This is a genomic window from Acidicapsa acidisoli (genome assembly GCF_025685625.1).
Lineage (GTDB): Bacteria > Acidobacteriota > Terriglobia > Terriglobales > Acidobacteriaceae > Acidicapsa > Acidicapsa acidisoli.
On record NZ_JAGSYI010000002.1, the window covers coordinates 1,801,144 to 1,814,477 of the forward strand.

Below are 13,334 nucleotides of genomic sequence, written 5' to 3' on the forward strand. Positions count from 1 at the left end.
GCCTCCCGAACTGCTCGCCGCGATTGTGATTCACTCTCATCGCTGGATAAACTAACCGCGGATACAACCTATCGAACACCGCTTAGGCCGAAGCTTGCTGTGACCACCCGAGAGCGGCCGCAGCAAGGCCTTACGGTACGTTGATAACGGTGTTTACGATTGTGACCGACGCATCCAAGTCCAGCAGTCTGCCGTTGATCGTCGTTATCGCGGCAACACCAGCGGTTGAAACCGAGATCCCAGCCTTTGAGATGATGGTTCCCTGCATCGTCCCGCCGCCCAGAACCCCGTTGATCGCCGTAGCGCTTCCGACCTGCCAGAAGACATTTTTGGCCTGGGCTCCGTTGACCAGCAGGACACTGCGATGCGCCGACGGCGTGCCCACAGTGAGCGAGGTTCCCATCTGAAAGACCCAGGAAGCATTGGGATCTCCCTTAGCGTCGAGAGTAAGATCGCCAAGTGTTATTCCATAGCTGTCGGCTGCGGACTTATAAACGCCGGGAGCCAGGGTTCGATTGCCCAACTCTCCGGCGGTTCCCCCCCCGCATCCGGGGCAGACCGACACATCCAGCCCGTTCGGGATAGCAGCAAGGGTGTTGTAAGCTGTCAGAGCTTCCAATGCTGCTTCAGTTGCGATGGCGAATGTCACAGCGGTCCCTTCGTTGGGACACCCGACAGTAGGAGGTGGCGGAGCTGTATCGATCGTTCCATTTACCAACGCAATATTGAGCGGCGTCTCGGTGTACGTGCATTCCGCCACGCTGCCGACCATGACGCTGGTATCGTGGAATCCGGTGATAAGCGTAGAAACACCGGTTGTTCCGATATCTCCATTGATGACTGACTGGGTTCCCTGGTTGGTCAACCCGGCACCACCGCCAAAGCCGCCAAACAACGAAATCGTTGGTCCTAACACGACTGGCGGTACAACCACCGCAGTACCTGTTGTAAAGGTCCAAGGATTCGGAGCGCCCGTGGTCCCGAGCGCAACTCCTGCCAGGTTTGTTACTCCGTTGCTCACCGTTGCCGTATAGATTGTGCTCGCGATCAGCGGAGCCGTCGGCGTGAAAGTGGCAATGAAATTGATAGCGTCATAGGACACTGTTCCAGCGATAGCAGTTCCACCCGGTCCCGTAAGCGTGAATGTCCCTGTAGTGATAGTCAGCGGATTCATCGCCTCGCTGAAGATCGCGCTTACCGCCTGATTCAGCGGTACGTCGGCAGCGGTGTTCACTGGGACCGTCGAGACCAGTTGAGGTGGGGTCGTGTCCACGGTTGTGCCCGTTGTAAAGGTCCAGACGTAGTTGGTAGCCAGCGGATTTCCGGTGAGATTCGTCGCCCCGGTTGTAATCGTTGCTGTAAACAGGGTGCTCGGCGCCAGATTCGCAGTAGGCGTGAAAGTCAGCGTATTCCCAATCGCCGCGTAAGCAACCAGGCCGGCCACGGCAGTGGTGCCCGGTCCCATCAACGTAAAGGTTGTCGAGTTGATCGTGGCAGGGTTCATCGCCTCACTGAAGGTGGCGCTGACAATTTGATTGAGCGGCACCGACGTTGCTCCATCTGCGGGGACCGTCGAATTCACCGCTGGCGGCGTGCCAATGACTGCGGCAGCAGTGGTGAAGATCCAGACATAGTTATTCGCGAGCGCTGTACCTTGCAGGTCCGTAGCTCCAGTGGTGATCGTAGCTGTATATACCGTGCTTGATGCCAGGTTGGCAGCGGGTGTAAACGTCGCCACCGAACCGGCTGCGACATAAGTAACGGCACCTGTCACGCTGGCTCCGCCCGGTCCTCTCAAAGTAAAGGTTGCAGTGTCGATCGTGGACGGAGTCATTGCCACACTGAAGGTCGCACTGAGAGCCTGGTTGATCGGAACAGCAGTTGCCAGATTGACGGGTACGGTGGAGATAACGATTGGAGGAGTAGGAGCAGGAACCGTTCTGAAGGTCCATACAAAATTGGCGGCGAGGGGAGTGCCTGCCAGATCCTGGGCCCCGGTGGTAATCGTAGCGGTGTAAACGGTGTTCACTGCAAGGTTGGCTGTCGGCGTGAAAGTTGCGACAGCGCCCGAGCAGCTTACTGTGCCTGCCACCGTTGTCGCGCCAGGACCGGTGACTGTAAAGGCTGCCGCAGGAGACGCGAGCGTCGCGCAGCTCATTGCTTCATTGAAGGTCGCACTGAGCACCTGATTGATAGGTACGCCAGTCGCTCCATTCACTGGAACGGTGGCCGTCACCACTGGCGGCGGGGTAATCGTAGTAAAGGTCCATACATAACTGGCAAGCAAGGGAGTGCCGCCCACATCTTTGGCACCGGTAGTAATCGTTCCCGTATAGACCGTTCCGTTTGCGAGAACAGCCGCAGGCGTAAATGTCGCAGTGACTCCGCTGTAAGTCACAGCTCCAGCGACCGCTCCGCCTGGTCCCGTCACAGTAAAAGTTGTAGTAGTAAGCGAAGCTGCATTCATCGCCATGCTGAAGGTTGCGCTGATCGGGGTACTGACTGAGACATTTGTAGCGCCATTGGCGGGGATTGTAGATACTACGGCTGGAACTGTCACCACTTCCTGGCCGCATCCAGTTACAAAGACGACGAATAGAGCCGCCAGCCAATACGTGATTCCAAACCTGTATTTGCGCATTTTATCCCTCTTGTTTAACCGTGGTGGCATAGTGCCTGACAATCATCTGCCAGGTAGCTCAGTTTGAAATGACACTGAGTAACCGCCCAAAGGTAACAAGTCCGCGTTTTGCAGGTCTGAGCGAAATAGCTCGTTTTTCCAGAGGTCTAACAATGAGTTATTTTGAGCCCCGAAATGACATTGAGCATTTTTCAAGGATTAGGGGCGTAAATGCACCAGGTTCGGATGTTTGCAGTCCAGTTGAATAGCCGGCAAGTCGTCAGTTATATTTACGCTAATAACGCATGAACAAATAGATACATTGAAGAACAGGGGCACTCTTTCACGCGCCACGACGGCCATGGGGAGAGCGTTATCGCCCGATGGGCCAAAATCTAGCAATGTTCAGCCGGCTTCGCAGAATCGGTACCGGAAAACACCGTTGTCGTCATTAGCACGGCTCCTCACGTCATTCAGTTTTTGTAGAGGTTGCGTTCTCCTGCCATACTGGTGTTATGGCACGGATTGCAATTGTCGGAGTCGGCGCTATCGGAGCTGTCATCGCGGCGTTACTACAGTCCATCGAACAGCACGAACTTCTATTATGCACCCGACGTCCTTTGCCGCACCTCAATGTTGAGACTCCTGAAGGTAATGTCCACATCAACTACACGAACATTACCGCCCCTTCACAGGTGGAGTCAGTAGATTGGGTCATAGTTGCCACCAAGACGTACGATGCTCCTGGCGCCGGTGCATGGGTCGAACATCTCTGCAAACAAGGTGCTCCCGTCGCGGTAATTCAGAATGGGGTTGAGCATCGCGAACGCTTTGCCCCCTATGTGTCAGTAGAGCAGATCGTCCCTGTCATTATCGATTGCCCGGCTGAGCGACGAGCACCTGAGAGCGTACATCAGCGCGGGCCCGCTGAGCTTTTCATACAGTCAGACGTACTCGGCCGTTCTTTCGCTGCCCTGTTTCATAGTTCAGCCGTGCAGATCACCCTGACCGCTGACTTTCTCTCCGCAGCTTGGCGCAAACTTTGTATCAACTCCGCCGGTTCGATCTCTGCGCTTTTGGGCAAACCTGCTGGTGTCTTTCAGAATGAGGCGATCGGTCGGGCAACACTCGATGTCGTGCGTGAGTGTGCTGCCGTCGGCCGCGCTATGGGAGCAATCCTCGATGAGGATCTTCCGCAGAAAGTGCTCGCTCAATACCGCAATTACCCTGCCGACTCGGTGAACTCGCTTTTGGCCGACCGCCTTGCTGGTCGCCCGATGGAAACCGACGCTCGCATCGGCGCGATCGTTCGCTTTGGACAGCAGCACAACATAGCGACACCACTAAATGGCCTATTGCTCTCTCTTCTTGAAGCTATATAGAAGGAACCGAGAGTCCGCGAAGTTTCAGAACCTAAAGATTGCTCCTCATAAACGGCCTAGGTTCGAGATTGAGGCTTGGATCATGCTATTTGCCACGGCTGTTGGAGGCCGTTTCAATGGCAAAGAGCAAGATGAAGCGTAAGCGAGCACCAAAATCCATTCTTAAGCTTCCCGATCTTGAACACTCGAAGAGTGCCGTCCTGAACAGCCTGACTTCACCCAGTTCTCAGCGGACCTACGATCATGCAATCAGAGAATTCATCGAGTGGTACTGTTCGGAACCAAGGCTAGCCTTCAACAAGACCGTGGTTAGCCGGTACCGGATCTCACTCGAACAGCAGCATTATGCATCTACCACAATCAATCTGCGGCTCGCGGCAGTGCGAAGACTCGCGTACGAGGCAGCTGATTGCGGGCTTCTTAGCGCCGACCTGGCTGCTGGAATTCGACGCGTGAAGGGCGCCAAACGACTGGGTATGCCGGTTGGCAATTGGCTTTCCGCGGAGCAGGGAAAGCGTCTTCTGCGGACGGTAGACGTTGGCAGTCTCCGTGGCAAGCGAGACTACGCCACGCTCCCATTCTCTTGGGATGCGGTTTGCGGCGCGCCGAACTGACGGCGTTGAGAGTTGAAGATATCCAGCAAAGAGAGGAGCACTGGGTCATAGCCGATCTTATTGGCAAGGGCGGCCATATACGCACCATCCCGGTTCCGAACTGGGTTAAAGCGGGAATTGAGGCGTGGACGGCGGCCTCCGGAATCGCGGGTGGCATTCTGCTTCGGTCAATCAACAAAGCTGGCCGAGTCTGGGGTTGCGGCTTCAGTCCCAAGGTCATCTGGGGCGTGGTGAAGGAGAAAGCAAACGTCTGTGAGATTCCTGCTCTGGCGCCCCACGACCTCCGCCGGACCTGCGCCCGTCTCTGTCATCAGGCAGGCGGTGAGTTGGAGCAAATCCAGTTCCTATTGAGACATGTCTCTGTGCAAACAACCGAGCGATACCTCGGATGCAAACAACGCTTCCACAACGCGGTCAATGATCGGATCGGGATCGAACCGGACCCGCCGGGATAGTCATCGAATTCGCCTCACTCGCCGACATTGCTGTACCGACAGCCCATGAAGAAGACGCTCACTATGTGCCCCGAAGCTGCAGCGCGCGACGGACGCAGGCATTCTCTCTACACAGGTGCTATAGTTTCTTCCATAGCTCCACGATGGGGTCATGCATACGATGAATCGGAGGATGTTTCTCATGGGAGGGGCTGCTGCTTCGGCTCTTCTGTCCGGCACGCGATATCTATTCGCTAATCCGCTTGGTCTGCCGATCGGCTGTCAGACCTATCCTGTGCGCAAGTCGATCCGTACCGACTTCGCGGGTACCATGAAGGGATTACGTGCAGCCGGGTTCACTCAGATTGAGCTGTGCTCGCCATACGGTTACGATGAGTTTTCCAGCCTCCAGAAATACAAGCCACAGGAATTGCGGCGCATGCTGGAAGACTGGGGACTCGGCTGTATCTCCGCGCACTGGTCGGCAAATGAGCTCTTTCAAAGGGCGGATCAGAGCATCGCCTATGCGAAGGAGTTCGGTATGACGCAGATGGCGATTGCCGCGCTCGGGCCTTGGAGCCCGAGGACGACGGAGACAGTCAACGATGTGAAGCGCTACGTCGAGCCTTTCAACGCCTTCGCCGAAAAGGCTCACGCCGCAGACATCATCGCATTGCTGCACAATGAAGGCTTCGTCTCCGAACACATTGATGGCAAGCCGGTCTACGACATGATGATCACCGACCTCAATCCCGCCACCACCAAGTTGCAGTTTCAGGTCTCTACCTTGCAGCAGGGCTACGATCCAGTGACCTACTTCGAGAAGTACCCCGGCCGCTTTCTCTCCATGCATTGTCAGGACTGGGTGAAGGACCCCTCCACCAAGTCCGGCTTCCGCCAAGTTCCGTTGGGCAAGGGCGTCGTGGATTGGAAGGGAGTATTTGCGGCCGCAAAAACAGGTGGCGTAAAGAACTACTTCGTTGAACTTGAAGAGGATCCATCGCTGATGCCGCTGAGTGTGCCTTACCTGAAGTCTCTGAACGTGTGAGGCGAGCGGGATCTCTCGATCGGAAACCGAAGTTCACGAAAGGAAATGCGAGAATTCAACAATTTGAGCGACAATAAGCCGACTTTTCATTAGTAATCCGGCGTCGTTGAGCGCACAACATAGAGATGACGCGCGCCCGAATGACGTTCAACCTCTCGCTTTCAGAAACATTTCAGATCCCAGATGAGCGTCTTCGCGAACTGATTTGCGGAGATCGCCACGGCGCATGAAGCCGCAGCACCGCCCGGAATGCCCGCCGTAACGGTCCAAGTGCCTGGCGCCATATTTCCGAACAGGTGAGTGGCGATGCAGCCGGATGTCTGCTGTCCCGACACGGTTACCGGGCTCGCGAGTCCAGAAAACGAGAGTTGACTCTGCAACGCCGTCGTTCCGACATTGCCGGAGACATGTTGCGGCTGGACGGCGACCCCTACCGGTCCTCCCTGACATGTTTCGCCCTGTCCCGCAGTAAAGCCGAAGCTAACCGTCAAGGCTCCCACTTGCGGGGTAGGAGGAGGCGGCTGCGTTGTCAAAACGAATGGTGTTGTTTCGCCGCAGACGCTGTTCACTTGTGAAACGTTAAAAGTGCCACTCACCAACGCTGTCGCGGTAAGCAAGGTAGGGCTCACCGAAGTCCATTCTGCTGGAGACAGGATGGGGTCCGCGTCCGGCCCCCCTCCCCTGTCAGTTGAATACTGCCCCACACGGGTGACCCAGACGAGATTCGTTCCCGTGAGGGTAACCTTGGTATCCACTGGACCGGACGTCGGGGAGATCGAGGTGATGGTGCAATGAGGGATCGCGTCCAAACCCGCGAATCCTGGGTGCTGTTGGTCCGCATAGCCGTTCGCATAGATGGCGAGGATCTTCCACCAGTTAAAGACGTTGGGGTTGAGACCCGTCACATCAATCGACCATCCGAGTGTCCCTTGGTGCAACGCCGGGTCCATGGGGCTCGCAATCGACGAGTAGCCGTTCTGGGGGGTATAGGTTCCCACTGTAAAGGTTTCGCCCACGTTTGGAAGACCTGAGCCCCATACGACATAGGCGATCACTGCGGTCGCTGGAGCCCAGCTTACGGTTGCGCTCGTTGGGTCATTGCCGCGCGTTGCCTGGCCCGAAGGGTTCGCCAGGGTGAACGGGCCCAGCAGGTAGCTGGTCGTTCCATGACAGCCGATAGCTTTTCCGTTAGCGGGCGGTTGCATCGCAGTCACGCTGTACTTGTACGCCACACTCGGATCCGGCGGCACATCCCAGACACCCACCCCCGAAGCATCCAGCGTCAGTCGGACCGGCGTCTGGTTAGGGGCGGCTCGATCTATTATGTACGAGACGGCGCCTGGGACCGGATCCCACCAGAAGTGAACCTCATTCCCGTGCGATGAGAACGTGGTCGAGGGCCATGGCCCGGTATTGCAACTCGGCGTGGGTCGCCCCACAGGTTTTTTAATCGGAAGTGGCGTCTTGGGTACGGTGTGCGGCGGTCCAGTCTGTGCAACACCCGGGTTGCACAATGAGAATGCAATCGCCAGGAACAGTAAATGTTTGATTTGAGACATGGTTGTTACTCCTAAAGACCAGGGATCCGGCTATTTGCTGCACCCAAACATGCGCCTCTCTTGCCTACGGTTCAGCGCGTTGAATCGGTCCAAAACGAAGTGAGGTTCCCAGAAGCGATGCCACTTCAAAAAGTTCGTTTGCGGAGTAGCTTTCCCGACTGGAAATGAGACAAAGTCGCGCGTCCAGGAGCCGAGCAAATCGATGCATCGGACGATCCAGGGCTCTCATGTTCTTGTTTCCAAGCTGCTCACCTCGCCAGACAAAGAACTTAATTGGCCCGAAAGTTCGTCGACTTGGCCCTGAAGTTCGCCGAGCCCCGCATTCAATTGCGCGCTGACGCCAGTAATGTCTGCGCTAAGTGCACCAGAGTTCGCGGTAAGCGCTTGAATTTGAGCCTCGAGAGCGTCAATTCGCTGTTGCAACTGGTCAATGGTAGGGCTCTGAATCGTCCCGGCTGAAAGCAGGCCATCGGCCCGGACACTGAACCTGACCAGCCCATTTGGCGGTGCAGCTCCTATGTCGCTCGCGATGATGAAGTAACTTTGGCTCAGGTTAGCCGGCACTGCGAAGCTGGCGGCATTTACTGTCAGAACATTGAATGGCTGCGGAGAATTCGGGCCGGTAATCTTGATTATCCCCTCAGCCTCGATTGATTTGCTGCTGACGAGGCCATCGGACGCCCGCACGCTGAAAATGCCGATGGGAGGCGGCGGAGGTGTCTGGGGACCACCAACTACCGGCCGATGAAAAGCCGTTTCCCGAATGGCAATATAGTTACTTTGTTCGAGGGCTCCCGATGGAATGATTCCGGCCCTGACGTTGATCGTGAGCGCGTCAAATGCTGTCGGTGGGGTTGAAGTTTCGATGTCCAGTGTTCCTTGAATGACTTGATTAGGCATATCACCTCCGCTTGGTTGACGAAGTTATGACGGTGGCTCGTTCAGTGGCTTTGAACAGGTCCGCTGTCGACGTGCTGCTAGATCCGTAGGAAAAAGTCCGGAGCGGGCAGCTGATTGCGGTCGAAACCGAGGATGAGCTGTCCGAAGCGGCTAACCACTCCGTTCATTTCAGGCAAGGTAGCTGATGCGGGCATTCACGTCAATGAATCGGCCACGAGGCTCCATGAGGCTTCAATGAGGGTCTTATGAGGGAAGCTAAAGCGAGATATTGTGCGGGTTATTCGACTTCAGATATACTCGTGCCTCCCAGCCTCATGCGCGAGGTTCCCCCGTGGCGACCCAGTCAAATACTCCTCCAGACCGCCTCAGTTTCAAGGAGTTTGATTTCGACTGCAGCACCCGCGAGCTAAAGAAGGATGGCCAGAAGGTCCGGCTCGAGCCTCAGCCAGCAAAGGTGCTGACGGTGCTACTTCGCAACGCCGGAGAGATCGTCACACGCCAGGAATTGATCCGGGAGGTCTGGGGATTTGAAACTTTCGTCGATTTCGACCAAGGGCTGAACTACGCGATTCGACGCATTCGCGCCGCACTGGACGATGATGCTGACCTCCCTCGTTTTCTGGAGATGGTTCCAAAACGAGGGTATCGTTTTGTTGCAGCAGTCAGCAGGGTTCCCGGGCATAACCCACCAGAGATGCCCTTGCCCTACGAAAAGAAACCAGGGCGGCGTATCGCAGTCGCGATCAGCGCAATCATCGCGTTAGCGCTGATAGCGGCAGCTGTAGCCGTGATCTACAATCGGCGGGTGCCGGCGACCCAAAATAAGATCAACTCCCTAGCGGTCCTTCCTCTCCGCAACCTCTCTAAAGATTCCGACCAGGAATACTTCAGCGACGGAATGACTGAGGAGCTGATTACTGATCTGTCGAAAGTGACCGGGGTGCGTGTGATTTCCCATACCTCAGTGGAACGGTATAAGAATACAAAGCGTCCGCTGGCCGAGATTGCGCGGGAGTTGGGGGTCGATGCCATCGTCGAAGGCGCGGTTATGCGCTCGGGGGAGCACGTCCGAATCACAGCTCAGCTCATTGACGCACAACACGATCAGCACGTCTGGGCCGAAAGTTATGAAGGCGATCTTCGAAATGTCCTCGGGCTTCAGGATGAGGTGGCTAGGAAAATCGCGAATGAGATCGGAATCAAATTGAGCGATGCCGGCGCGATCGGAACCGGCGTGCCGAAGCCCACGGTTGATCCTGTCGCCTATGAATCGTACTTAAAAGGGCGCTCTTACTTCGACCACATGAGCTGCCATGATTTTGAAGACGCTCTCGCCTATTTTCAATTAGCAGTTCATAAAGATCCGAAGTTCGCGGCGGCATACTCCGGTATGGCTGACGCGTACTTTACGCTTGGCGACTGGCGTTGCGTTCATGAGGAACATTTTGACGAGGCAGAAATTGCAGCTACGAGGGCAATCGAGCTTGAGCCGGGCAACGCTCACGGTTATGCAGTACTCGCAGAGGTCGGCTTTTCTCGCGACTGGAACTGGATTGGACCGGTGAAGCAGTTTACAACCGCGATCGATCTGGATCCCAATGACCCCAACATCCACGCTTACTATGGGATGTTCCTGGTTGCTATGGGAAAGGCGGAGGAAGGTATAGCCGAGGAGCGGAAGGCTCAGGAGTTAGATCCATTCTCCGACCGGACAAATCTTATGTACACGTGGACCTTGTATTTGGCACATCGTTTCGACGACGCGATTGCGCAGGCAAATCATGCCCTGTCCATTTCCCAGTCCTATGGCGAATATTATTGGCTGGGACAGTGCTATGAGAATAAAGGTATGCCTGATCAAGCGATTGCGTTTTATCTGAAGACCATGTCCGGAGTGCCGGAAGAGAATTCGATTCGACTCGCCGCATACCGAAAAGGCGGCCTTGCAGAATACTGGAGAGAGGACGAGCTGATCCGGAACAGGAATAACCAAAAGGTCGATCCTATTCGCCAAGCCATGTACTACGCCCATACGGGAGAGAGAGGAAAGGCCATTGAACAACTCCAACTGGCCTACCGCCAACACACCAATGGGCTACAGTTTCTGAAAACCGAGCCCGTCTATGACGGCCTCCGCGACGATCCTCGGTTCAAAGAACTCCTCGTGAAGTTGGGGTTATAAGAATGCCGAGAACATGGCGGAGGATATTGCTATCGATTGTCTCGTTTCCTACTACAGTGATCGCGCTCATATCCTCGATGCGTTTGGCCGGCGTTTCGCACTCTCGGCGAAGAATTCGGAGCCCGCAATCTCCTGGAGGAAGTACCCGGGAGCCAATCGAAAACGGCGCATCGAGGTGTAGCTCCTTGAATTCCGAACCGCTGGGAACAAAGAACTTTGACAAATGAGCAATTCCACAAAAATGAGCAATTCCACATTTGGCATCACGAGATGTGTAGGCGTCAACTGGCCATGTGGTGTCGGCGATAATCCAAAAGTTCGGCCTTAAGGGGCGAAAGACAGCTTAACAGTTAACCTAAGATCAGTTGGGATTGCGTCCCGAGATAGGTAATGGAAAACGCGCTTCCCGTCACTTGGACGTGTAGTCGCTAATCGGACAAATGGCCTGACCTGTTTCGAGTTTGCCACCCCAAGTGGCGAATAATAAAGGACGTTATCATTAGGGAAATCGGCTTGCCGGGATCTTATAACCATTAGATCCGGAAAATCAGACCTTGCGGCGATAGAAGCTATTTTCCGGTCTGTGAGAGGCCAGCGTACCCAGGAATCAGGAACAGAGCAATGCCAATGACTCGCGGAATAGGGGAGATGCATTGAATGTATACTTTTGGTTCTGCTCTGTTGGCCAGTAACCACGATGCCGATACACGTACCAGAAGCCGGCACCGGCAGTCTCAGGCACAAGGCATGAGCTGAAGGCGGAAGATGGCGAGTAATGTTCAGCAATACATTGATGCGGTCGCGCAACTGGACGCCTGTGGCGAGAATTCGCTGGTCAGCGTGATTCTCTTCGGTAGCGCAGCGAGCGGCTTCTTCTCGGAGTCATCCGATGTGGATCTCATCCTTGTGCTGCCCAACGAAGCGGCTCTGGATGATCGACGTCGCCTTCGCGAGGCGGTATCGGACCTCGAAATCACGCACGGCCTTCGATTGCCTGCGAGCCGACGAAAAAACCTGCTCGAAATGTTCGCTGAACACGCCGGGGGAGAGGCACACTCCTGCTTTCTTTGCACCCGAGACGACCTGATGTCGGGAGACGCAGCGAGAGTCTTCGGCTTGCGAGCAGTCGAAAAACTGCTCGTCGACCGTATCGTTCTTGCCAGCGTGATCGTTTCGGCTAAGACTGCCTGGGGCGAGGAGTTACTGTCCCTCATACCCCTGCCTCCCCTTCGGCGCCTTGACGTTTTCAAAGCACTTTGGGGATTGGCTGGCCTGACCCTATTAAGCGTCGTCGCCTTTCCGGTGCTCTACGACGCGACGAGGTACGGGATGAGTGCACTCAAGCACTCGCTACACAGCTGCTATTTCTGCTATCACCTGAAGACGGCTCCCCTCAACGAAGAAGTTGAGTTCTTCAACTCTCGTCTGGGTCGAAGCAAGACACTGCAGGACTTGTTGAACCAGCGGCGAAAGTATCATCGATCATTCCGTTTCGTGCTGCGCTGTGTACCGGTTCTCTTCCGACTCCACCTGCAGACCGCGTTGGATAACCGGTTCCCACGCGAGGTGGCCAGGAGAGATATACCAGGTTATGGATCTCATCCCCCAGCTCTGACTTAGTCGGCAGTTGGATCTTTCTCTCACTGCTTCGAAATCTATGGAATCGTAGCTTGATCAGATACGGCAACGATTTCGCGACTCCCGGGGATAGGCTACGAATGCGAAGAGTTTCCGCGCGATCCAGCAGTGTCGAAGGCTTCGGAGTCCTAGACGCGCGAAGAGTGCGGTATGCCCAGAAGATAGGTAAGGTGCGCGGCCGTTCCCTGAATTCCAACGCGATCCGCTTTCCAGTCATAATCAACGAAACCTTGCGTCATGGCCAACATCTCCGTGACCGTATACGCGCGGCATGCGGATATGAGGCCGTCCCACCAGCAAGCGAGTGGGACCAAAGGAATTAGATAAGTCCACACCAGGCGTTGCAATCGAAATGGCCTTATGAAAGGCGTGGCCAATGCAACAAAAATAGGCGTGAAGAAGAACGGAACCATCATGAGCAAGCTGCGTTCCGGAATTTCAAATATGCCAATTGGTTGCCGCGCTTGAACTGCGCTTTCGAGCACCAGCCGGGCCAACCTCGGCGCAAAGTGATGGAACGCGTTGAACATGGTACGCAGCCCGATCAGGTCCTTTGGCACGTTTGTGGCATCGACCGGACCAGCAATGTATTGAATGTCTGACGGGTACAGTGAGGAAAGACGTTGAAACGCAGTAACATTTGGGAATTTGTCCGTCAATTTGAAATGAACATAGATTTCGTTCGCTGCTAGAGCTTCGTAAATGGCCAGCACGGGGCCGCCTCCGCCCGAGCATAGATCCACTACGCATGACGTTCTCGAATTCTCGAGCATCCCCCACAGAAGGGGAACTACTGGCTTGTGCAGAGCGAAGCGGGTCTCCATAAAGTGGAGATAATCTGTCGCAAGATCCCGGATCGTATGCGGAAACCACGTCAGATCTTCAAGCTCGAATAGTTGTAACCTCGGTAGGGGCATGCCTTTCTCTGGTCCTCGAAGCTTTGATACCGCATTGGCG

At 55.3% G+C, this 13,334-nt stretch carries 10 protein-coding genes; 6 read left to right on the forward strand and 4 right to left on the reverse strand.

The window, feature by feature from the left end; genetic code table 11:
- Positions 1-130: 130 nt before the first annotated feature.
- The gene (locus tag OHL23_RS17230) at positions 131-2,641 is read right to left on the reverse strand and encodes an Ig-like domain-containing protein (protein ID WP_263353146.1); all 2,511 of its coding nucleotides are present in this window, start codon (positions 2,639-2,641) and stop codon (positions 131-133) included.
- A gap of 494 nt (positions 2,642-3,135) precedes the next feature.
- Between OHL23_RS17230 and OHL23_RS17235 the strand changes: the two genes are divergently transcribed.
- The 4 genes from OHL23_RS17235 (at position 3,136) to OHL23_RS17250 (ending at position 6,098) form a co-directional block, all read left to right on the forward strand.
- Positions 3,136-4,002, forward strand: coding sequence for a 2-dehydropantoate 2-reductase (locus tag OHL23_RS17235; RefSeq protein WP_263353147.1), 867 nt, complete (start codon positions 3,136-3,138; stop codon positions 4,000-4,002).
- A gap of 116 nt (positions 4,003-4,118) precedes the next feature.
- A complete protein-coding gene (locus OHL23_RS17240) occupies positions 4,119-4,616 on the forward strand; it encodes a site-specific integrase (protein ID WP_263353148.1) in 498 nt (165 codons plus the stop codon).
- On the forward strand, positions 4,598-5,071 hold the full coding sequence (locus tag OHL23_RS17245; RefSeq protein ID WP_263353149.1) for a tyrosine-type recombinase/integrase: 474 nt from the start codon (positions 4,598-4,600) through the stop codon (positions 5,069-5,071). Before OHL23_RS17240 ends, OHL23_RS17245 begins: the two co-directional genes overlap by 19 nt.
- A gap of 151 nt (positions 5,072-5,222) precedes the next feature.
- The gene (locus tag OHL23_RS17250) at positions 5,223-6,098 is read left to right on the forward strand and encodes a sugar phosphate isomerase/epimerase family protein (protein ID WP_263353150.1); all 876 of its coding nucleotides are present in this window, start codon (positions 5,223-5,225) and stop codon (positions 6,096-6,098) included.
- Positions 6,099-6,259: 161 nt separating this feature from the next.
- Here OHL23_RS17250 and OHL23_RS17255 read toward each other — a convergent pair whose 3' ends face one another.
- Both OHL23_RS17255 and OHL23_RS17260 read right to left on the reverse strand, forming a co-directional pair.
- The gene (locus OHL23_RS17255; protein ID WP_263353151.1) at positions 6,260-7,657 is read right to left on the reverse strand and encodes a hypothetical protein; all 1,398 of its coding nucleotides are present in this window, start codon (positions 7,655-7,657) and stop codon (positions 6,260-6,262) included.
- Between the two features lie 225 nt (positions 7,658-7,882).
- Positions 7,883-8,557: an ABC transporter C-terminal domain-containing protein gene (locus OHL23_RS17260; RefSeq protein WP_263353152.1), complete on the reverse strand. Its 675-nt coding sequence runs from the start codon at positions 8,555-8,557 to the stop codon at positions 7,883-7,885.
- Between the two features lie 331 nt (positions 8,558-8,888).
- Here OHL23_RS17260 and OHL23_RS17265 point away from each other — a divergent pair, with 331 nt between their 5' ends.
- Both OHL23_RS17265 and OHL23_RS17270 read left to right on the forward strand, forming a co-directional pair.
- Positions 8,889-10,739 (forward strand): winged helix-turn-helix domain-containing tetratricopeptide repeat protein, encoded by a 1,851-nt coding sequence (locus OHL23_RS17265; protein ID WP_263353153.1) that lies wholly within the window; start codon positions 8,889-8,891, stop codon positions 10,737-10,739.
- A 765-nt stretch (positions 10,740-11,504) separates the two neighbouring features.
- A complete protein-coding gene (locus tag OHL23_RS17270; protein ID WP_263353154.1) occupies positions 11,505-12,359 on the forward strand; it encodes a nucleotidyltransferase domain-containing protein in 855 nt (284 codons plus the stop codon).
- A gap of 146 nt (positions 12,360-12,505) precedes the next feature.
- Here OHL23_RS17270 and OHL23_RS17275 read toward each other — a convergent pair whose 3' ends face one another.
- Positions 12,506-13,294 (reverse strand): hypothetical protein, encoded by a 789-nt coding sequence (locus tag OHL23_RS17275; RefSeq protein ID WP_263353155.1) that lies wholly within the window; start codon positions 13,292-13,294, stop codon positions 12,506-12,508.
- Positions 13,295-13,334 lie beyond the last annotated feature (40 nt).